The following is a 20,674-nucleotide window of genomic DNA, read 5'->3' as shown; positions in this document are numbered from 1 at the left end:
TCGTGCAAGAGCGGGGAGAACGTAGGGTTTTCATAATATACTCACATTTGGATAAAGAAAAAGTAATGGAAATTGAAAAAGGACTTGTAGATTTTGGTATAAAGGTATTAACTGATTATAATACAATAAACATTGGCGAAAACATTCAAGAAGAGATAAAGAAAAACATACAGAATGTTAATAAAATATTATTAATTACCTCTCAAAATTCTGAAAAATCAGAGTGGATAGAGAATGAGTTAGAAATTGCAAAATCATTAAACAAACAAATATTACCTGTAATATTTGATGATGTAATGCCTTCTAAATTACTTACAGGAATTAAATATATAAAATTAAAAGAAATAAATAGTGATACACTTTATCCGATATACTTATCAATAAAAAAACAATATAATATTACAAATTAAAGTTCCCCTGCTAGGCGAGCGTCTCGCTCGTGAACATAAAGTACATACGAGCGAGACGCTCGCGTTAACAGAAAAGTGACTCATATACCTGCGATTTAATCAACTCTTGTCTTTAATGAAAAAATGTGCATATTGTGATATAAAAACCAAACTTACGAAGGAACATATTTGGCCTAAATGTTTAATTACAAGAATGCCAAACCTAACATTTAGATACATTGGTAGCCAAGATAAATTTGTTACATCGGAACTTGTAATTTCTGATGTTTGTTCAAAATGTAATAACGAAAAACTCTCAAAACTCGATTCTTATTTTTGCTCTCTTTACGATAAATATTTTAAAAACTTTCATGAAGAAAAGAAACAGTTTATTTTTGAATATGATTACGATTTACTTCTAAGAAGTTTATTAAAAACCATTTTTAATTCTTCGAGAACAATCAAGAGTGAAGATAACTATTTTGAAAATTTTAAGCATTTCATTCTTAATGGCAATGAAACTTGGGGAAATGTAATACTAATATTAGACATAATTACTCCTTGGATCACAAATGGTATAAAAATATATCCTACATCTATGAGATGTGGTGCCGTAGACGTAGGAATTAAAAATGAAAATTTCATAATTTGGGCTGTTTCTGTAAACTCCTATTATTTTTATATTCTTATTTCTAAGGAAAAAAAAATATCCGAAACTTTGGTTGAGGAATTGAATAATGTATATAATAGAATTCCTGGAACAATTATTCATCCATACAAAACACAAACATTAATTTCTGATTTTTCTAATCAAAATAGCTACGATGCTCATGTAGAATTTGTTATGAACACGTCTGAAGCCTTTTATAAATTATACAAAAAATAGCAAGTAACTCTCGATAGCAATTAAGAAACTAAAAAAAGAGACCTCATCAAAGGTCTCTTTTCAATTTAATATATCTTCAAACGTTTACTTCCCATTCAATAATTTCTCTGAAAAAATCATAATGGCCACTGCGGAGTAACATTTCAATTAAAACTCATAGATGTTTAGATATTACCATTATCCGCAAAAAAATAATAGCTTTCCGGGCTAATAATTAAATGATCTACAACTTCTATATCCAGAATAATACCTGCTTCCTTTACTTTTTTAGTAATCTGTTTATCGGCAGCAGAAGGGCGTGTTTTACCCGATGGATGATTGTGCAGCATAATCAGAGCGGTAGCATTTGCTTTGAGTGCCGCAGTAAATAATAATCTCAGGTCTACAATAGTTGACGTTATGCCTCCTGTGGATACTTCATAAATCCCCAGCACTCTATTTGACTTATTCAGCAGAAGAATTTTAAACTGCTCTAAAAACTCTATTTTATTAGGATTCCAGGATTTTAAAGCCAGTTTATAAGCTGCTACCGACGAAATGATGTGAGGTCGTTCAGAGGCTTTTATTTTGGTTTTGTAAATCAGTTCAACTTCTGATGCAATTCTCCAATCTTGTTTTTCCTTTATCGTTTCCATAATAATAAAGCTTTACAAATTAATTACAACAGTCTCTCAAAGTTATAAATGACTGTTTTTTTTTTGCAAGTTAAATGTTCCAAACTAGAAAAGCGTGGCTCTATAATACCACACTTTAGATTTTTCTGGAAATTCCAATGATTGTGTGACCTCTTATTTGGGGAAATATTATTAAATTAACGCTTAGCTTTTTTGAATTGCCTCCTGCTTTAGCTGGAGGTCAATAAATGAAATCTCAAAATGGCTTTAGCCAAAAAACTAGCAATTTCGGCTAAAGCCAAACCTGAATATCATAATTTTGTTCCTCCAGCTAAAGCAGGAGGCTATTAAATAAATACAGCATCATATACCATGATTTTGAAACTAACAATACAATATATTCCATCATTAATATTGCAGACGGTTGTCAAGCTCGTGAACGCAAAAAGAGAAACTTTCAAAATCCCGACATTCATTTCAAAATACTAAAAAATGAACCTACGTCTTTTTCCTAAAAAAGAAACTACAGCCTCTGTTTGGAGTGGCGGATTGACATATGAATATATGATATATCCGGAAACAGCAAACTATAGCGATAGGGATTTTGTATTCAGAATAAGCAGTGCTGTAATAGCGGAAGTGCCTTCAGTGTTTACCAAATTTAAGGGCTATCACCGATATCTGGTTATGCTTGATAACTCCTTACCTATTGAGATAAACAAAGAGAAAAAAGTATACGAGAAATATGAAATCATGGAATTTAATTCGGATGATGAAGTAACTTCTTATACAAAAGGGATTGATTTTAACTGGATGGTTTCTAAAAAAATATCGAATCCTAAACTCAAAATAACAGATCGTAATCAGAATTGTAATGCTCAGATCATAGTTTTATTTTCTTTACAAACAACAGTTATTAAAATTAATGACAAGCCGTATTATTTGGAACCTTATGATTTATTAGCTATTGAAAATCAAAAAAAGGAAAATATTACGATTCAATTTTCTAATAAATGCCTCTATGGAATATTGGAATCCCTGTAGTTAATTCGAAAATTTCGGCTAAATCCAATCCTAAATATCCTAATTTTGTTCTTCGCGTTAAGTAAGAACAATTAAATAAATACAGCATAATAATTACCATGATTTCAAAAGCAACCTTACAAGACATTCCGGCATTATTAACCTTAATCAATTCCGCTTACAGAGGTGAAACTTCCAAAAAAGGCTGGACTACCGAAGCCCATTTATTAGAAGGAAAAAGAACCACTGAAGAAGAATTAACTGAAATCGTTTTAAATCCTAAAAATACATTTCTGAAATATACAGCCAACGACAAGATCATCGGTTCGGTTTTACTGGTGGAAAAAGAACATCAATTGTATTTGGGAATGCTGACCGTTTCACCGGAATTGCAAAATGGCGGTATCGGCAAAAAGATGCTGGCTGAAGGCGAAAAACATGCTAAAGCTTTGGGGTTGTCCAGTATTCTTATGACGGTTGTGTCGGTTCGTTCGGAGCTTATTGCGTGGTACAAACGCCACGGTTATGTTGAAACCGGAGAAAGGGAAGCTTTTCCGGCAAGCGATATTCATATTAATATTTCTAATGAGCCTTTGGAGTTTATCTTTTTAGAAAAGAAAATCTAGTAGGGTTTAACCGCAAAGTTCGCAAAGGGTTACGCAAAGATTCGCAAAGTTTTTTTATACTGAATTTTATATTCACGCAAAGACGCAAAGTCGCAAAGTTTTATTTTCTTGGCGGCTTTGCGTCTTTGCGTGATTATTTATCAATACGTTGGATTTCTGTGTGCCTCTATAGTTAGACGCACTGCTGTGCGTCTCTACAGAAAACCTTTGAACCTTTGTGACTCTGTACCTTTGAACCTTAGCACCTTAGCACCTCTTTTTAATCTTCGACAAAAATTCATGTGAAACTCCCAGATAGGAAGACAAATTTCTGTTGTTGATCTTATCTATTTTGTGTGGATACCTATCAATAAACTCCAGATACCTCTGTTTGGAGGTTTTGTTTAACACATCTAAAAGTCTTTGCTGAATCGCAATATTGGCTTTTTCGACCATAATAATATGAAACTGGATTAGCTTGGGCACCTGCTCAAACAATAGTGTTTTATTGGCCTTGCTAATGACCAGGATCTCGCTGTCTTCAATTGCCTTGATGTTGTAGGTGGTAGGCTTTTGATGATAGAAACTTTCGAGATCACACATCCATTCGTTTTCGAAGGAGAAAAAAATAACACTTTCGGTGCCGTTGTCATTCAAAATGTAGGTTTTGAAAGCTCCTTTTAAAATAAAGCCTTCATAGGAACTGTTGGAATCCTGAACTTGCAGGAATTCATTTTTTTTGAGTTTGATAAACTCGGCTTTTTCAACGACAAATTTCCATTCTTCATCTGTTAATGGAATTTTGCGTTCAATACTTAATCTGAGGGGTTTGTACATGTGTTTTTACTTTTATTCTTACTTGGGGCGTAAGTATTGGAATGAATTAAAAAATAATGTAATCGATTACGTAAAAGTACTTTTTTTAGACGTTTTTGTCACTTTCCAATTGTTAAAAAAACGCTTTTTGCAAATATTTTTTCAAAACATTGAACTTGTTCAACTTTTTTAGGTGCAATTATCCGCAGATTTGTACTGTTAAAATATTATAAACCCCCAAACTTAAATTATGAAACTTAAATCAAAAATCTCAATGTTTTTGTTAACATTGGTACTCGGTTTTACAGCCTGTAATACCGAAGAAATTGGTTCATCACAAAATGATGAAAACAGTATTACTGCAACTTCTGCGGGAAGCGGCTTAACAGCGAAAGTAGGAAACTGTGCCCAGGTTCCGGGATGGGCCTCCCAAAATGGGGGAACAACCGGCGGAGGAACTTCGGCAGAAACAACGGTTACCACTTACGCACAATTGAAATCCGCTATAGAAAATGCGGCTGTAAAGGTTATTAAAGTGAGTGGAACGATTACAGTTACGACAAGATTGTCCTTTCAGGATCAGACCGGTAAAACCATTTACGGTGCAAGTGGTGCAAAACTGGTTTCTACGAATCAAACCAAAGATGCTTCCGGAATTATCAATATTAAAAGATGTAAAAATATCATTATCAGAAACCTGATTTTTGAAGGTCCCGGTGCTTATGATACTGACGGTTGGGATAATGCGATTCTTGACGAATGTACAAATGTATGGGTAGACCACTGCGAATTCAGGGATGGTGTTGACGGAAACTTTGACATCAAAAACAAATCCGATTATATTTCAGTAACGTATTCTAAATTTCATTACCTAAAACCACCAAAAGCAGGAGGTTCAGGAGGTTCAGACGATCACAGGTATTCCAACCTGATTGGTTCAAGTGACGGTGCTACGGGAGACCGTGGAAAATTGAGAATTACTTTTGCCCGTTGCTGGTGGGCTCCTGGCTGTAAAGAAAGAATGCCAAGAGTTCGTTTTGGAAAAGTACATATTATCAACAGTTATTTCAACAGCACCGTAAGCAATAAATGTATTGCAGCTGGTTTTGAAGCTGATATCCGAGTAGAAAAGAATGTTTTCGAAGGTGTAAAAACGCCTATTGATCTAATGACCGGATATACAGCGGTTACAGCGGTTGATAACATTTTTACAAGCACAAGCGGAAATACCGCAGGAAGCAAAACCGCTTTCACACCTCCCTACTCTATTGTAACACTGGCTGCATCAGCGGTTAAAGCAGATGTTAGCGGTGGTGCGGGCGCAACATTAGGAGGAAATACCTGCGGTTCGTTTTAATTGAAAGAAATCTTTATTGCCCAATTTCAATCCTATACCTGAAAAATGATGGCAATAAGAATCTGAGTTAGTTAGTTTTAGTTTTAACCACGGATTACACAATCGTAAGGTTATTGTAATTCGTGGTTATTTTTTTAGAAAGAAAACATCCAGTTTTCCTCTTTCCTCTATACTCTTTATTCTATACTCTTTATTCTATACTCTTTATTCTATACTCTTTATTCTATACTCTTTATTCTATACTCTTTATTCTATACTCTTTCCTCTATACTCTTTATTCTATACTCTTTATTCTATACTCTTTATTCTATACTCTTTATTCTATACTCTTTATTCTATACTCTTTATTCTATACTCTTTATTCTATACTCTTTATTCTAAACTCTCCTAAAGCACCAACTCAGCAAACAACCGCTGTATCGTATTTTCCAGATCCTCACAAAGTCCCGGATGCGGCCTCGAAGTCTGAATTGCCGAACTTCTGATAGCCGTTAACCAGCGAAAACGGGATGGAATATCCATTTCTGCAATCGGACCGCCATCTTTGGCTCCGTTGGCGATTTTCGCTAGTGACGTTAAATTACATTCCAGTTGTTCGATATCAAAATCATCCGAAAGTGCTTCAATCTTAGCGGTATTAATGTGAAAAAGTACCTTTATAAATTTAGCTCTTTTGCAGAACAAAATGATCCCGATATTTAGAAATTCTTCGCGCTCCACCCTTGGTACCACACGAATTACGGCATACTCATATAAGTGATTATCTTGCATTTTGAGCCTGGTTTACAAAGATTTCTGAATGATTTAATCGGGTCAGCAAAAACTGTAAATATACATTTCGCAAAGCCTCGGGTGTTTCGTCGGTATCTTCCCATTGCAGCCATTCCAACGGAATTGTATTGGTAATTTCCTCCAGGATTTCCGGAGTCAGCAAGGCTTTATATTCGGCGTCGACTTCCTTTAAAAGTGAAGCCTGCGGTAATAAAACGTGGTCTTTTATCAAAGCAAACGGACTTTTGGCATGCTGTTCCCAATTATTCCAGGAATGATGAAAATACAAACATGCACCGTGATCGATAAGCCATAATTCTTTATGCCAGATCAGCATATTGGTATTTTTAAAAGTACGGTCAACATTGGTAATATAAGCATCCAGCCAGACAATCTGTGACGCTAATTTCGCATCAACAGTAGTTACGACAGGATCAAAAGTAATGGCACCGGATAAAAAATGAAGCGCCAGATTCAGTCCCTGGCTTCCCTGCAGCAAATCCTGAATTTCTTCGTCGGCTTCGGTTCTTCCAAAAGCTTCATCCAGGTTGGCAAAAACCAATTCCGGAAGCTGCAATTTTAAGGCTTTGGCAATTTGTCCACCGACTAGTTCGGCAATCAAAGCTTTCACCCCATGTCCGGCTCCTTTAAATTTCAGGACATATTTAAAATCATCGTCGGCTTCTGCCAAAGCAGGTAAAGAACCGCCTTCACGTAAAGGTGTAATATAACGTGTTACATTTACCGTTCTCAGGTCGAAATTGTTTTTCATAAGCAGTATTTACTGAAATACAAACTTACGAATTTAGATTTCTGATTTTATATTTTAAAAATTCAAGTTTTAAAAATCCAGAGACAAAAAAGCCTTCCCCAGATTTTTAATGATATCTGACGCGATAAAAGACTGATAACCTGTTTCCGGAAGGGCGATATCTGCTGTTAATCCGTGAATAAAAACGCCTAACCGTGCAGCCTGATCCGGTGAATATCCCTGCGCTAAAAAACTGGTAATAATTCCAGTCAGAACATCTCCGCTTCCTGCCGTTGCCAATGCTGCATTTCCCGTTGTATTCTGGTAAATTTTACTTTGATTGATAATAAAGGTCGGTGCGCCTTTCATAACAATAATAATTTTATACTGCTCTGAAAAGGCGATCGTATTTTCGAATTTTTCATTCTCTGATTCCCATTTTCCTATGAGCCTTTCCAATTCTTTCGGATGTGGTGTTAAGATGGTGTTTTCCGGTAATAACTCAAGCCAGGATTTATGGAGTGACAAAATATTTAAGGCATCGGCATCTAAAACCAGCGGACATATATTGGTGCTTAAAAACTCGAAAAATGCTTTTTGCGTTTCTTTCTCCTGCCCCAGACCGGGACCAATTCCAATTGCCTGCGGTTCTGATTCAAAATTTATTCTGGAAATAAAATTTTCACTCTCATCCGTCACTACCATTACTTCAGGATTGCTTATTTGAAGGATGGCATAACCACATTTTGGAATAAAAGCAGTTACCAGCCCACAACCTGATTTCAGACAGGCTCCAGAGGCCAAAACCGCTGCTCCTATCTTTCCGTAACTTCCTCCTACAAGCAGTGCATGGCCCTGAATCCCTTTATGCGTTAGAGGATTTATATGTTTATAAAAAGTTAGGATTTCCTGTTTTGTGATCTGCAGTGGTACTTTCATTTGATTTTCTTTATGCTTTTAAAATTACAAAAAAAAGTAGTAAGAAGAATTTTCTTATATAAAAAAGTTTTACTTATGAGGATAAATGTGTTATACTTTTTCGGTTCAAAAAAAGCGAAAGAAATAGCGAATTACCAATAAATCAGACTTAATCTTTACGAATTTTATAATTTGGACTAGTATATTTCGATATTTTTTAAATAAATTTGCGTCACAATTTTATAAAACAACACAATGAAAAATACTGCGCTTACGCAAATACATGAAGGTTTGGGAGCAAAAATGCTGCCGTTTGCCGGGTATAATATGCCAATTACTTATGAAGGTATTAATGCTGAACATGAGACAGTTCGTAACAGTGTGGGCGTTTTTGACGTTTCACACATGGGCGAATTTCTGCTTACAGGACCGAATGCCCTGGCTTTAATCCAAAAAGTAACTTCAAATGATGCTTCGACTCTAACCATCGGAAGAGCGCAATATTCCTGTCTGCCAAATAATGATGGTGGAATTGTGGATGACCTTATTGTCTATAAAATGAAAGAAGAAGAGTATTTGCTTGTTGTAAATGCTTCTAATATAGAAAAAGACTGGAACTGGATTACCTCACACAATGATTTGGGTGTTGAAATGAAAAACCTTTCTGACGACTATTCCTTATTGGCCATTCAGGGACCAAAAGCCGTTGAAGCCATGCAGTCTCTATCATCTATCGATTTGTCTGCTATCGCTTATTACCATTTTGAAGTAGCGGATTTTGCAGGTTTCAATGATGTCATTATTTCTGCTACAGGTTACACCGGTTCCGGCGGATTTGAAATCTATTGTAAAAATGCTGATGCCGAAGCGATCTGGAATAAAGTTTTTGAAGCCGGAGCAGCTTTCGGAATCAAACCAATCGGACTTGCTGCCCGTGATACGTTGCGTCTTGAAATGGGTTTCTGTTTATACGGAAATGATATTAACGACACGACTTCCCCACTGGAAGCCGGTTTAGGATGGATTACAAAATTCAACAAAGAATTTACCAATTCTGACAACCTGAAAAAACAAAAAGAGGAAGGTGTTACTAAAAAATTAGTAGCTTTTGAAATGCAGGAACGTGCGGTACCAAGACATGACTACGAAATTGTTGATGCATCCGGTGCTGTAATTGGCGTGGTAACTTCGGGAACTATGTCTCCTTCAATGAATAAAGGAATTGGTTTGGGATATGTGACCGTAGACAATAGCGCGGTTGACAACGATATCTTCATCAGAATCAGAAAAAATGATGTGCCTGCCAAAGTGGTAAAATTACCATTTTATAAAAAATAGAATTATTTAAAACTCAAATCTCCACAACTATTTGAGTTTACTATATAAAATGCATTACACTTATGGTGTAATGCATTTTTTTTTATTATAATTCACGTATAGAGGGCTTTAAATGTTCATAATTATCAAATTTGAAAGGTCGCCGATATTTTAAAGAAATTACTGTCTTTTATCAAAAAATAACCGTAATTTTAGTGTAAACGATGACTTTCTCCCTATGAAAAAAATACTATTAGCATTTATATTGACAACAAGTACCTTATTTAGTCAGACCAGCGACAAAACCTGCGAAATACTAAATAAGATAAATGCATTGATTCAGACCGAGCATGTTCGTCCTAAACCGGTAAACGACAGCTTGTCTCTATTTGTTTTTGATAATCTTATTAATGAACTGGATCCTTCCAGAAATATCTTTTTCCTGAGTGAATACAATGAACTGTCTCAAAAATATCGTCTCAATTTAGATGATTTGATTCTGCAGAATGATTGCAGTTTTTTAGCCGATATCACTTCAAAATATAAAGCCGGACTGATCAGAACCAAAACTGTTTTGCAAAAGATCCAGGGGGAACCGATCGATTATACTAAAAAAGATACCATTCGGTTTTACAAAAAAGCATTCGCGTTCTATCTTCAAAAAGAAAACGTAGAAAAAGTATGGCTTAAAAAATTACGCTATCAAATTTTAGATGATGTCGCAGAAACCAGTGATAATTTAGATTCTTTAAACACCAATTTCAAATCCATTGAAACGGCTTCCAAAAACATAATTTTATCTAATGAAATCTGCCGGATAAATACCCTTTTGGAAGAAAAAAGCACACAGGACGAAAAGCTGTTTAATTTCTTCTGTACTTATTTTGATCCTCATACCGCATATTTTAGCGATGATTCCAAGTCAAGTTTTGTTGCTTCCTTATCGAAAGAGCATCTATCGCTTGGAATGACCGTGAATCTGAACGAGAAAAATGAAATCATAATTGATGAAATCGACCCAAATGGCCCGGCTTTTAAAACCGGGCAAATCAAAAAAGGAGATCAGATTGTTTCGGTTTCCAATCAAAAAGAAACGCTGCAGGTTTCCTGTTCTTCTTTAGAATCGGTTTCAACAATGATTTTATCGGAATCGAATAAAAATATCGTCCTTACCTTAAAACGGAATTCCGGTAAAAGCTTTGATGTCTTTATTGAAAAGCAGGTTATGAAAGATGAAGATAATTCTGTTTTTAGTTTTATAATTGGCAAAGACAGTAAAATTGGCTATATCAAAATTCCAAGTTTTTATGCTGATTTAGACGGAAATAGCCGAAAAGGCTGTGCCGACGATGTAGCACGTGAAATAATAAAACTCGAAAAAGACAACATAAAAGGTTTAGTCATTGATTTGATTGACAATGGCGGCGGCTCTATGGAAGAAGCCATAAAATTAGCCGGAATGTTTATTGATTACGGCCCCCTTTCTATTGTGGTTGACAATAAACAAGGCGCATCTGTGATCAATGATCCGTATAAAGGACTTATCTACAAAGGTCCAATCGTAATTTTGGTAAACAGCAATACCGCTTCAGCCAGTGAATTTTTCTCTTCTATTCTACAGGATTACAACCGGGCTTTACTATTAGGCAGTACTACCCTGGGGAAAGCTACCATGCAGACGATCCTTTCGCTTGACGAAAATAAAAACACGGACTACCTGAAAATTACCATCAATAAATTCTACAGGGTTACTGGCAAAAGCCATCAATATGTGGGTGTTACCCCGGATGTAGTGCTCCCGGAATTCTATGAAGATGTCTACCAAAAGGAAAGCGATTTTCCGACTGCCATTAAAAATGACAGCATTGCCCCTTTCTTAAAATACAAAACTTATGTAAAGCGAAACGTCATCGATAAAATTGCGAAAAACAGCTCGATCCGATTGGCCGATAATTATTATTTTAATGACATCAAAAAGATCAACCAGAAAATTGACATGATGATAAATGTTCCCAAAACAGAAATTGCAATGACACTGGATGCTATTTTTGAGCAGAAAAAGGTAATAAACTCCCTTTGGACAGAAATTCATACGTTCAACGATGATAACAATCCATTAGATGTTTATAATTCAACCGTAAATCAATTTTTGCTGGGCGTTTACCCAACCGAAAAAACCATCAATCAATACCAGATAGATAATCTTAAAACGAATCCGTACCTAAATGAAGCCGTGAATATTATTACGGAGTTTAACGGGTCGAAATGATTCTTAGATTCTTAGATTCTTAGATTCTTAGATTCTTAGATTCTTAGATTCTTAGATTCTTAGATTCTTAGATTCTTAGATTCTTAGATTCTTAGATTCTTAGATTCTTAGATTCTTAGATTCTTCCTAAAAAATCCATTCGTTCTACGAATGGATTTTTTATTTTATTGTTTCCCGCAAAACCTGAAACATGAAACCTGAAACTTTTTAATCTATAAACTTCTAACTATCTCCAAAAAAGAATAGTTTTGATTTTGGAAAAATTAAGGAATAACCGTATTTTTGCATCACAAAATAAAAAATCAGTAATGGGAAGAGCGTTCGAATTTAGAAAAGGAAGAAAAATGAAACGTTGGTCTGCAATGGCCAAAACATTTACCCGAATTGGTAAAGACATCGTTATGGCCGTTAAAGAAGGCGGACCTAACCCTGATGCCAATTCCAGATTAAGAGCTGTAATACAAAACGCTAAAGCGGCCAACATGCCTAAAGATAATGTTGAACGCGCTATAAAAAATGCCAGCAATAAAGATACTGCCAACTATAAAGAAATTTTGTTCGAAGGATATGCACCTCACGGAATTGCCATTTTGATTGAAACAGCATCTGACAATAATAACAGAACAGTGGCCAATATCCGAAGCTATTTTAACAAATGCAACGGAACGATGGGGACTCAGGGTTCTGTAGAGTTTATGTTTGACCATACTTGTAATTTCAGAATTGCAAAAGGCAATCTTGATCCTGAAGAATTGGAATTGGAGTTAATTGATTTTGGTGCAGAAGAAGTATTTGAAGACGAAGACGGAATCTTAATCTATGCTCCATTCGGAAGTTTTGGTGCTTTACAAAAAGAACTGGAAAACAGAGGTCTGGAAATTTTATCTTCAGGTTTTGAACGTATTCCTCAAATTACCAAAGAACTTACTGAAGCTCAGATCGCAGATGTCGAGAAATTAATCGAAAAAATCGAAGAAGATGATGACGTAATGAACGTATATCATACGATGAAAGAAGAATAAAAGCACCTGCATAAAAATAAAAAGCCCTGAAATTTCAGGGCTTTTTTTGTTTTACATTGTTTTAATTATGAAAAACCAGATTAACTATTATATTTGCAACAGTCAAAATTCTTTAAATTAAAAACCAATCCAATGAAATCATCAAAATACACCAAATTCGCCGTAATCATTCTGGTAATACTATTTGTAGTGCTTAGTGTAATAAGCTAAAAAAAATCAAATTAAAAAAGTAAAAGCCTTCTGAAGTACAACTTCGGAAGGCTTTTTTACTATAAAACGAACTGATTTATTTTTTCGAGGGATTGTTGGTTATCTTCAGTAAATAAGTCCCTTCGGGCAAATCACCAATATTTGCAGCGTTGCTTCCCATTATTTTTTTGCCCTGTGAAAAAACCTCAATAGTTTTAGAACCACTATTAGCCTCGGTTGTCGGGGTTACTGCGGCTGTTGTTTTTGCCGGAATAACAGGTTTCGTAGTGACAGCAACAGCTTTTTTTACTGTATTGAAAACCGGAGCTGTTTCTGTCACAGCCGGAGCAAGCGCTTTTGAGCTGTTATAAGACTCCATTACCTGTTCATCTGTCATAGCCACACTATATAGCCTAAGATCATCAATATCGGCATTTATAGCAGTCGTCGCGTTTAATTTCCCAAGGTTCAGAATATAGCCTTTTGTCAAACGTGGAATTCCATCTACGGATTTTAATAATTCACCATTTCGGTAAACTTTTGAAGTACTGCCATCGTACGTAATGCTATATTGATACCAAACCTCTTTTGCAAGCGGTACTGAAACGATTACATCATTTCCGGTTCCCCAGCCTGCAAGACTTAAATCAGAATTTCCATTGGAGGAAGATTGTTGCAGTAATCCAAAATATTGCGCTGTTACTGCGCCACCATACCCCAGGATATAATGCGGTGCAGTAATCGCATTAAATTTCACCCAGACAGATATCGACCTGGGTTTATTGCCTTGCGGAAGATCACCAACTACTGCCTGAAAAGATTTGTTAGTCAGCCGGAGAGCACTTTTGGCAACACCCATTCTGTCGTTTACAAAAGTAGCGGTTCCCAAAAAGGAAATCGTATTATCTTTATTATTTAAATTCCCATTGAAATTAAATTCCTGGACAGGATTTTGTGCATTCGTATTTAAAAAACTTACAAACATTAAAGTGAGTAATAATTTTTTCATATTATAAATTTTAAGGGCCTATTTTTAACAGCATTGCTTCCAGTGCCTTAAGCAAATTTTATTCAGTACTAATTTAAAATAATCAAAATTGATAATTTTCAAATAACAATTATATTTATCGATACTTTTTAAAAATTTGTTAAAACTATAAATTTAATTCAATATCACCAAACACTTCTTACATTTAAGTACAGTATTCTCACATAAATAAAAACAAAAAAGCCTTTTGATGTTAAATTTCAAGAGGCTTTTCAATTCAAAATTTAATATTTACTAAAACAACATAAACTAACTATTTCTACTAATCAAAATCTTATACTTAATTGGAAGTGCGTTTTTAAGATTCGTGAATTGGTGTTTGGCAGCAAGGTTCAGAAAATTACAAACAAAAAGGACGAGTAGCGATTTTTAGATTTAGCATATTAAAAACAAGGTGTCATTTTAACATTACTAAACTAAATTATAATACAGCCGGAGAGAAATTTTTCCGTTAACTAACCTAAATAATCGTTTAAATAACCAGAATTGATGATTTAATTAAAAGATAAAATATTTTATGAAATAATTCCAAAAACAAAAAAAAACTCCACCCGCTTCTGCGAATGGAGTTTTATATCTAAAAGTCTTTAAACTATTTTACAAATTCTATTTTCTGAACTTCTTCTTCATTAACACTGTCAAAGAAACCTTGTTCGTTCATCCAGTCATCGCTGAATACTTTACTCATATAACGCGAACCATGATCAGGAAAGATAGCAATAATGTTGCTTTCTTTAGTAAATTCGCCTTCCTCCGCATATTGCTTAATAGCCTGCATTACTGCTCCTGAAGTGTAACCTACAAATAACCCTTCTTTTCTGGTAATTTCTCTTGCAGAGTGGGCACTCTCCTCATCAGTCACCTTTATGAATTTATCAATAATATCAAAATCTGTAGCAGACGGGATCAGGTTTTTACCTAAACCTTCAATTCGATAAGGATAAATTTCTTTGTTGTCGAATTCTCTTGTTTCGTGGTATTTCTTCAATACGGATCCGAAAGCATCGACACCCAGGATTCTAATATTTGGATTTTGTTCTTTTAAGAATTTTGCTGTTCCGGAGATCGTTCCTCCAGTTCCGCTGCAGGCAACAAGATGTGTGATTTGCCCTTTTGTCTGTTCCCAAATTTCAGGACCTGTAGTGTTGTAGTGTGCATCAATATTTAACTGATTAAAATATTGATTGATATAAACCGAACCTTTGGTTTCTTCGTGTAATCGTTTCGCGACATTATAATAAGACCTTTCATCATCTGCAGAAACGTGCGCGGGACAGACATAGACTTTGGCTCCTAAACTTCTTAGCATGTCAATCTTATCTTTCGATGATTTTGAGCTTACTGCCAAAATACAGTTGTAACCTTTTATAATGCTTACCATTGCTAAGCTAAATCCCGTATTTCCAGATGTGGTTTCGATTATGGTGTCTCCGGGAGAAAGAATTCCTTTTTTCTCGGCTTCTTCAATAATATATAACGCTATTCTATCTTTTGAGGAATGTCCCGGATTAAAAGCTTCGACCTTTGCGTAGAAATTTCCTTCTAACTCTTCGGTGATTTTATTTAGCTTAATAAGTGGGGTGTTACCTATTAACTCTAAAACATTATTATAAGCGTTTATTTCTTCTTTCATAAAAAAATAGTTAATCAAAGGTATTTTTAAATAACCTCGATAGGTTGCAAATTTAACAAAAATTTTCTAATTAGCTTTTAATTTTTTCTAAATCTAATAAAAAACTAAATTCCTTTGCTAAGTCTTTTAGTGCTTCAAATCTTCCTGAAGCACCGCCATGTCCGGCGTCCATATTGGTATCTAAAAACAAAAAATTATTATTTGTTTTCAGCTCTCTCAATTTGGCTACCCATTTGGCTGGTTCCCAGTACTGCACCTGTGAATCGTGCAATCCTGTAGAAACGTACATGTTTGGATAATTTTGTGTCTTTACATTGTCATAAGGCGAATAGGACAACATATAGTCATAATATTTTTTGTTGTTTGGGTTACCCCATTCATCATATTCTCCTGTTGTTAACGGAATACTGTCATCAAGCATCGTCGTGATCACATCAACAAAAGGTACCTGAGCAATAACTCCGTTATATAATTCCGGGGCTTCATTTATGATAACTCCCATCAGTAATCCTCCCGCTGATCCTCCTTCTGCATACAAATGTTTCGGAGAAGTAAATTTTTCGTTAATTACAAATTTAGAGCAATCGATGAAATCTGTAAAGGTATTTTTCTTTTTTAACAGTTTCCCGTCTTCATACCATTGTCTTCCTAAGTCCTCTCCTCCCCTGATATGGGCGATTGCGAAAACAAATCCACGATCTAACAAAGAAAGCCTGGTGGACGAAAAATAAGCGTCCATTGTGATTCCGTAGGATCCATAAGCATAAAGCAGTAATGGATTTTTTCCGTTTTTCTCCAGTCCTTTTCTGTAAATCATAGAGATCGGAACTTTTACGCCGTCTCTCGCGGTAGCCCAAATACGCTCTTCAACGTAATTTTCTTTATCAAATTTCCCTCCTAAAACCTCTTGCTCTTTTAAGATCTCTTTGGTTTTGGTTTTCATATTAAAATCAATAACAGAAGAAGGTGTTCCGAGTGATTGATAGCTGTAACGCAGTATATCGGTATCGAAATCTATATTGGTTGTCGTATACGCATTATACGTTTCGCTTCCAAATGGCAGATAAAAATCCGGTTCTCCACTCCAGGGCATAATACGAATATGATTTAATCCGTTGGAACGCTCTTCTACCACTAAATAGTTTCTGAAAATTTCAATATCTTCCAGCAAAACATCCTCACGATGCGGAATAAGATCTACCCAGTGCTTCTTTACTGTTTTATTTTCAGGCGTTTTCATCAACTTAAAGTTCGTAGCCTTGTCTTTATTGGTCAAAATGTAAAAGGAGTCCTCATAATGCGAAATACTGTACTCTAAACCACGTACGCGGGGCTGAAACACTTCAAATTCCCCATCCGGATTATCGGAGTTCAGAATTCTGTATTCAGTTGTCAAAGTGCTTCCTGAGCCTATAACAATGTATTTTCTTGACTTTTCTTTGCTGATGGAAACATTAAAAGTATCATCGGTTTCATTATAAACCAATACATCTTCTTTTGAATCGGTATTTAATTTATGCCTGAAAACCTTATCAGCCCTTAAAGTCACTTCATCCTGCTTGGTATAAAAAATCGTATGGTTGTCATTTGCCCAGACAGATCCTCCTGTGGCATTTTCGATTTTATCTTCCAGTATTTTTCCGGTTTCCAGATTCTTGATCTGAATTGTGTAAATTCTTCTCCCGACGATATCAACACCAAAACTTGCAAATTTATTATCCGGGCTAATGCTCAGACCTCCCAGTTTAAAGTAAGCATGTCCTTTTGCTAATTCATTGCAATTGAATAAAATTTCTTCCGCTGCGGAAAGACTTCCCTTCTTTCTTGAAAAAATCGGATAATCCTGACCGGTTTCAAAACGTGTGATATAAAAATAACCATTATAAAAATACGGAACAGACGAATCATCCTCCTTAATTCTTCCTTTCATTTCCTCATACAACGCATTTTGAATATCTTTTGTATGTGCTGTCATACTTTCGTAATAAGCATTTTCCCTGTTCAGATAATCAATAACTTCAGGATTTTCCCTGTCATTTAGCCAGAAATAATTATCGATTCGGGTTTCTTTATGTTTTTTTAATTTTTTAGGAATTATGTTGGCCTTTGGGGCAATTATATCGTTTGGCATGAATTAAGCATTAGTTTTTATATAAGAAGGAGCAAAAGTACTATAAACACAATAGAACAGAATTAATATTTTCATAAAATATTATATTGATTTCACACAGCAATATACTAATTTTGTATGAAATAATTTAAAAATCAACAAAAATGGATTTAATGGGAATGATGGGTAAACTTAAAGAAACCCAACAAAAAATTGAAGATACAAAAAAACGCCTTGATACTGTCCTAATCGACGAACAAAGCGCTGATGGATTATTGAAGGTAACATTAACCGCTAATAGAAAAGTGACAGCTATTTCTATTGATGACTCTTTATTGGAGGACAAAGAACAACTGGAAGATTACTTAATTGTAACGTTAAATAAAGCGATTGAAAAAGCAACAAGTGTAAACGAAAAAGAACTTGATGCCGTTGCAAAAATGGATATGCCAATGATTCCGGGAATGGATAATCTTTTTAAATAGGGACAAAGGTTCAGAGGAACAAAGGTCCAAAGGTTTTTATTTTGTAAACCTTTTTGAGCTTTCTAAACAAAAAAAAGACGCACAAAGTGCGTCTTTTTTTTAACCCTATGTATCTCTGAACCTTTGCTACTTTGTACCTTTTTTTTTAAATCTTCGAAAGCGTCTCAAGCACATACGTATGCATGACTTCTTTATAATCCAGATGTGTTACAATTCTGAGTTTGTTGTGCCCCATTGAACTGATTAAAATGTTTTTCTGTTTCAGTTTTTCTATTAACAGCTGATCGCTGTAACCTTCGGCCAACGAGAAGATCAAAATATTGGTTTCTACGGGTTCTACCGCCGATACCCAGGATTTTGTACTTAAAATTGCGGCAATTTCTTTCACTCTTCTGTGATCTTCGGCTAATCTTTCGATATTATGTGCCAAAGCATACAAACCCGCCGCAGCCATATAACCCACCTGACGCATTCCTCCACCAAGTATTTTCCTGATCCTCAACGCTCTATGAATATCTCTTTTGCTTCCCAACAAAATAGAACCGATTGGAGCTCCTAATCCTTTGGACAAACAAACTGAAATGGTATCGAAAATAGCTCCAAATTCTTTCGGATTTTGTCTTTTTGCCACTAATGCATTCCAGATTCTCGCGCCATCCAGATGAAATTTCAAATTATTGGCATCACAGACTTTTTTTATTTCTCTCAGGTCTTCTAATTCATAACAGGCACCACCGCCTTTATTAGTGGTGTTTTCCACACAAACCAAACTGGTTAGCGGACTATGATAAGATTCCGGATCATTGATTGCCGCAGCCACCTGAGATGCAGTAATCATTCCACGATGCCCCTCTATCAGGCAGCAGGAAACGCCACTGTTAAAAGATACTCCGCCACCTTCGTAATTGTAAACATGTGCATATTTGTCGGCAATTAATTGCTCACCGGGCTGCGTATGTAATTTGATTGCTGTCTGATTCGCCATAGTTCCAGACGGAAAAAAAAGTCCGGCTTCCATTCCAAAAAATTCCGCTACTCTGGTTTCAAGTTCAATGACTGTAGGGTCTTGCTTGTATACGTCGTCGCCAACCTGGGCATTAAACATATACTGCAACATTTCGAGTGTAGGTTTGGTAATGGTATCGCTAATTAAATTTATTTCCATATTCTAAAAACTATGTCTTATTTTTGTACAACAAAATTACGTATTACTGATAGTTATTCGAGATAAGTTTTAATAAACTTTAACGTGTGAATATCCCAGAACCAAATTAACGTAATATTTATAAAAAACATATAAAACTAGTATTAATTTATGACAACTACCGAACAAATAAAAGGTATTGTGGAGCGCCTTGGTGCGTTGAGGAGGTATCTTTGACGTTGATGCCAAACTAATCGAAATCGCCAACGAAGAAGAAAAAACCTTCGCTCCTGACTTTTGGAACAATGCCAAAGAAGCTGAAATCATTGTAAAAAACCTTCGAAACAAGAAAAAATGGATCGAAGACTACAATAAAGCCATCGAGCTAACAGATGAATTACAGCTTGCTCATGACTTTTATAAGGAAGGGGAACTTTCCGCTGAAGAATTAGATGAGCATTATAACACGACGCAGACGCATATTGAAAACATAGAATTCAAAAATATGCTTTCTGATGAAGGTGACAGCCTGAGTGCTGTCGTTCAGATTACTGCGGGTGCAGGCGGAACTGAAAGTTGCGACTGGGCCGGAATGCTGATGCGTATGTACATCATGTGGGGAGAAAGCTATGGATTCAAAATAAAAGAACTTAACTTTCAGGCTGGCGAGGTAGCAGGGATCAAAACGGTTACTTTAGAGTTTGAAGGAGATTATTCTTTTGGATATCTAAAGGGAGAAAACGGCGTGCACCGTCTCGTGCGAATTTCACCTTTTGACAGTAATGCCAAACGTCATACTTCATTTGCATCTGTCTATGTTTACCCGCTTGTTGATGACAGTATTGAAATTGACATTAACCCGGCTGATATCGAAATTACAACTTCCCGCTCCAGTGGTGCCGGAGGACAAAACGTAAACAAGGTTGAAACCAAGGTACAACTGGTCCATAAACCAACCGGAATTCAGATTCAGTGTTCTGAAACACGTTCACAGCAAGACAACAGGCAACGTGCCATGCAAATGTTACGTTCTCAGTTATATGAAATTGAGTTAAAAAAACAACAGGCACAACGCGCTGATATTGAAGCCGGAAAGATGAAAATCGAATGGGGTTCGCAAATACGAAATTACGTTATGCAGCCTTATAAACTGGTAAAAGATGTCCGTACAGGCTATGAAACCAGCGATGTCGATGGCGTTATGAACGGAAATATCGATCCTTTCCTGAAAGCATTTCTAATGATGATGGGACAAAGGGAGGAGGAATAAGTTTGCAGTCGCTCCCGATAACTATCGGGAGCAGTCACAGTACCGTAAGCGTAAACT

19 protein-coding genes are annotated in these 20,674 nt (G+C 35.6%); 10 read left to right on the top strand and 9 right to left on the bottom strand.

Going from position 1 to position 20,674, the window contains the following annotated elements; genetic code table 11:
- Positions 1-2 precede the first annotated feature (2 nt).
- Both D0817_RS04535 and D0817_RS04530 read left to right on the top strand, forming a co-directional pair.
- On the top strand, positions 3-410 hold the full coding sequence (locus tag D0817_RS04535; RefSeq protein WP_262708212.1) for a toll/interleukin-1 receptor domain-containing protein: 408 nt from the start codon (positions 3-5) through the stop codon (positions 408-410).
- A gap of 193 nt (positions 411-603) precedes the next feature.
- Positions 604-1,275: a hypothetical protein gene (locus D0817_RS04530; RefSeq protein ID WP_153188210.1), complete on the top strand. Its 672-nt coding sequence runs from the start codon at positions 604-606 to the stop codon at positions 1,273-1,275.
- 164 nt (positions 1,276-1,439) lie between these two features.
- Here the strand turns inward: D0817_RS04530 and D0817_RS04525 are convergent, their stop codons facing one another.
- On the bottom strand, positions 1,440-1,910 hold the full coding sequence (locus tag D0817_RS04525) for a JAB domain-containing protein (protein WP_127337213.1): 471 nt from the start codon (positions 1,908-1,910) through the stop codon (positions 1,440-1,442).
- A gap of 471 nt (positions 1,911-2,381) precedes the next feature.
- On the opposite strand from D0817_RS04525, the gene D0817_RS04520 reads away from it, so the two are divergent.
- Together D0817_RS04520 and D0817_RS04515 are read left to right on the top strand one after the other, a co-directional pair.
- Complete coding sequence (locus D0817_RS04520) at positions 2,382-2,933, top strand: HutD family protein (RefSeq protein ID WP_127337212.1); 552 nt, start codon at positions 2,382-2,384, stop codon at positions 2,931-2,933.
- A 98-nt stretch (positions 2,934-3,031) separates the two neighbouring features.
- Positions 3,032-3,538 carry a GNAT family N-acetyltransferase gene (locus D0817_RS04515; protein WP_127337211.1) on the top strand — a complete coding sequence of 169 codons (507 nt, stop codon included), beginning with the start codon at positions 3,032-3,034 and terminating at the stop codon, positions 3,536-3,538.
- Positions 3,539-3,784: 246 nt separating this feature from the next.
- Here D0817_RS04515 and D0817_RS04510 read toward each other — a convergent pair whose 3' ends face one another.
- Positions 3,785-4,354, bottom strand: a complete 570-nt coding sequence (locus tag D0817_RS04510; RefSeq protein WP_127337210.1) for a Crp/Fnr family transcriptional regulator — start codon at positions 4,352-4,354, stop codon at positions 3,785-3,787.
- A 229-nt stretch (positions 4,355-4,583) separates the two neighbouring features.
- On the opposite strand from D0817_RS04510, the gene D0817_RS04505 reads away from it, so the two are divergent.
- Entirely contained in the window at positions 4,584-5,690 is a 1,107-nt protein-coding gene (locus D0817_RS04505; RefSeq protein ID WP_127337209.1) for a pectate lyase family protein, read from the top strand.
- Between the two features lie 387 nt (positions 5,691-6,077).
- Here D0817_RS04505 and D0817_RS04495 read toward each other — a convergent pair whose 3' ends face one another.
- From D0817_RS04495 to D0817_RS04485, 3 genes are all read right to left on the bottom strand, one after another.
- Positions 6,078-6,461 (bottom strand): DUF3037 domain-containing protein, encoded by a 384-nt coding sequence (locus D0817_RS04495; RefSeq protein WP_127337208.1) that lies wholly within the window; start codon positions 6,459-6,461, stop codon positions 6,078-6,080.
- Positions 6,451-7,233 (bottom strand): HipA family kinase, encoded by a 783-nt coding sequence (locus D0817_RS04490; protein ID WP_127337207.1) that lies wholly within the window; start codon positions 7,231-7,233, stop codon positions 6,451-6,453. Before D0817_RS04490 ends, D0817_RS04495 begins: the two co-directional genes overlap by 11 nt.
- Positions 7,234-7,302: 69 nt before the next feature.
- The gene (locus D0817_RS04485) at positions 7,303-8,151 is read right to left on the bottom strand and encodes an NAD(P)H-hydrate dehydratase (RefSeq protein ID WP_127337206.1); all 849 of its coding nucleotides are present in this window, start codon (positions 8,149-8,151) and stop codon (positions 7,303-7,305) included.
- 234 nt (positions 8,152-8,385) lie between these two features.
- Between D0817_RS04485 and gcvT the strand changes: the two genes are divergently transcribed.
- The 3 genes from gcvT (at position 8,386) to D0817_RS04470 (ending at position 12,738) form a co-directional block, all read left to right on the top strand.
- Complete coding sequence (gene gcvT, locus D0817_RS04480) at positions 8,386-9,468, top strand: glycine cleavage system aminomethyltransferase GcvT (protein WP_127337205.1); 1,083 nt, start codon at positions 8,386-8,388, stop codon at positions 9,466-9,468.
- Positions 9,469-9,685: 217 nt separating this feature from the next.
- Positions 9,686-11,716 (top strand): S41 family peptidase, encoded by a 2,031-nt coding sequence (locus D0817_RS04475; protein ID WP_127337204.1) that lies wholly within the window; start codon positions 9,686-9,688, stop codon positions 11,714-11,716.
- A gap of 308 nt (positions 11,717-12,024) precedes the next feature.
- The gene (locus D0817_RS04470) at positions 12,025-12,738 is read left to right on the top strand and encodes a YebC/PmpR family DNA-binding transcriptional regulator (RefSeq protein WP_007811539.1); all 714 of its coding nucleotides are present in this window, start codon (positions 12,025-12,027) and stop codon (positions 12,736-12,738) included.
- Between the two features lie 286 nt (positions 12,739-13,024).
- On the opposite strand, the gene D0817_RS04465 is transcribed toward D0817_RS04470, so the two are convergent.
- The 3 genes from D0817_RS04465 to D0817_RS04455 all read right to left on the bottom strand — a co-directional run bounded on the left by D0817_RS04465 (position 13,025) and on the right by D0817_RS04455 (position 17,739).
- Positions 13,025-13,936, bottom strand: coding sequence for a LamG domain-containing protein (locus D0817_RS04465; RefSeq protein WP_127337203.1), 912 nt, complete (start codon positions 13,934-13,936; stop codon positions 13,025-13,027).
- 631 nt (positions 13,937-14,567) lie between these two features.
- On the bottom strand, positions 14,568-15,608 hold the full coding sequence (gene capA / locus D0817_RS04460; RefSeq protein WP_127337202.1) for a cysteate synthase: 1,041 nt from the start codon (positions 15,606-15,608) through the stop codon (positions 14,568-14,570).
- 70 nt (positions 15,609-15,678) lie between these two features.
- On the bottom strand, positions 15,679-17,739 hold the full coding sequence (locus D0817_RS04455; protein ID WP_127337201.1) for a S9 family peptidase: 2,061 nt from the start codon (positions 17,737-17,739) through the stop codon (positions 15,679-15,681).
- Between the two features lie 143 nt (positions 17,740-17,882).
- On the opposite strand from D0817_RS04455, the gene D0817_RS04450 reads away from it, so the two are divergent.
- Positions 17,883-18,203, top strand: a complete 321-nt coding sequence (locus D0817_RS04450) for a YbaB/EbfC family nucleoid-associated protein (RefSeq protein WP_127337200.1) — start codon at positions 17,883-17,885, stop codon at positions 18,201-18,203.
- Between the two features lie 145 nt (positions 18,204-18,348).
- On the opposite strand, the gene D0817_RS04445 is transcribed toward D0817_RS04450, so the two are convergent.
- On the bottom strand, positions 18,349-19,368 hold the full coding sequence (locus D0817_RS04445) for a threonine aldolase family protein (RefSeq protein WP_127337199.1): 1,020 nt from the start codon (positions 19,366-19,368) through the stop codon (positions 18,349-18,351).
- Positions 19,369-19,518: 150 nt separating this feature from the next.
- Between D0817_RS04445 and prfB the strand changes: the two genes are divergently transcribed.
- Positions 19,519-20,617 (top strand): peptide chain release factor 2 gene (gene prfB, locus D0817_RS04440; RefSeq protein ID WP_127337198.1). Its coding sequence is split into 2 segments (ribosomal slippage): positions 19,519-19,581 and positions 19,583-20,617, totalling 1,098 coding nucleotides; the frame shifts between segments, so codons are not numbered across the junction.
- Positions 20,618-20,674 lie beyond the last annotated feature (57 nt).

The sequence above is a fragment of the Flavobacterium cupreum genome, assembly GCF_003996965.1.
In the GTDB taxonomy this organism is placed as follows: domain Bacteria; phylum Bacteroidota; class Bacteroidia; order Flavobacteriales; family Flavobacteriaceae; genus Flavobacterium; species Flavobacterium cupreum.
The sequence above is the reverse complement of the archived record's forward strand: the minus strand, read 5'-3'. Positions and strand labels throughout refer to the sequence as shown.

Bases quoted from the DNA above. Each gene is read 5' to 3' on its own strand.
- D0817_RS04530 (WP_153188210.1), top strand. From the start codon at position 604: ATGCCAAACCTAACATTTAGATACATTGGTAGCCAAGATAAATTTGTT.
- D0817_RS04525 (WP_127337213.1), bottom strand. From the start codon at position 1,910: ATGGAAACGATAAAGGAAAAACAAGATTGGAGAATTGCATCAGAAGTT.
- D0817_RS04520 (WP_127337212.1), top strand. From the start codon at position 2,382: ATGAACCTACGTCTTTTTCCTAAAAAAGAAACTACAGCCTCTGTTTGG.
- D0817_RS04515 (WP_127337211.1), top strand. From the start codon at position 3,032: ATGATTTCAAAAGCAACCTTACAAGACATTCCGGCATTATTAACCTTA.
- D0817_RS04510 (WP_127337210.1), bottom strand. From the start codon at position 4,354: ATGTACAAACCCCTCAGATTAAGTATTGAACGCAAAATTCCATTAACA.
- D0817_RS04505 (WP_127337209.1), top strand. From the start codon at position 4,584: ATGAAACTTAAATCAAAAATCTCAATGTTTTTGTTAACATTGGTACTC.
- D0817_RS04495 (WP_127337208.1), bottom strand. From the start codon at position 6,461: ATGCAAGATAATCACTTATATGAGTATGCCGTAATTCGTGTGGTACCA.
- D0817_RS04490 (WP_127337207.1), bottom strand. From the start codon at position 7,233: ATGAAAAACAATTTCGACCTGAGAACGGTAAATGTAACACGTTATATT.
- D0817_RS04485 (WP_127337206.1), bottom strand. From the start codon at position 8,151: ATGAAAGTACCACTGCAGATCACAAAACAGGAAATCCTAACTTTTTAT.
- gcvT (WP_127337205.1), top strand. From the start codon at position 8,386: ATGAAAAATACTGCGCTTACGCAAATACATGAAGGTTTGGGAGCAAAA.
- D0817_RS04475 (WP_127337204.1), top strand. From the start codon at position 9,686: ATGAAAAAAATACTATTAGCATTTATATTGACAACAAGTACCTTATTT.
- D0817_RS04470 (WP_007811539.1), top strand. From the start codon at position 12,025: ATGGGAAGAGCGTTCGAATTTAGAAAAGGAAGAAAAATGAAACGTTGG.
- D0817_RS04465 (WP_127337203.1), bottom strand. From the start codon at position 13,936: ATGAAAAAATTATTACTCACTTTAATGTTTGTAAGTTTTTTAAATACG.
- capA (WP_127337202.1), bottom strand. From the start codon at position 15,608: ATGAAAGAAGAAATAAACGCTTATAATAATGTTTTAGAGTTAATAGGT.
- D0817_RS04455 (WP_127337201.1), bottom strand. From the start codon at position 17,739: ATGCCAAACGATATAATTGCCCCAAAGGCCAACATAATTCCTAAAAAA.
- D0817_RS04450 (WP_127337200.1), top strand. From the start codon at position 17,883: ATGGATTTAATGGGAATGATGGGTAAACTTAAAGAAACCCAACAAAAA.
- D0817_RS04445 (WP_127337199.1), bottom strand. From the start codon at position 19,368: ATGGAAATAAATTTAATTAGCGATACCATTACCAAACCTACACTCGAA.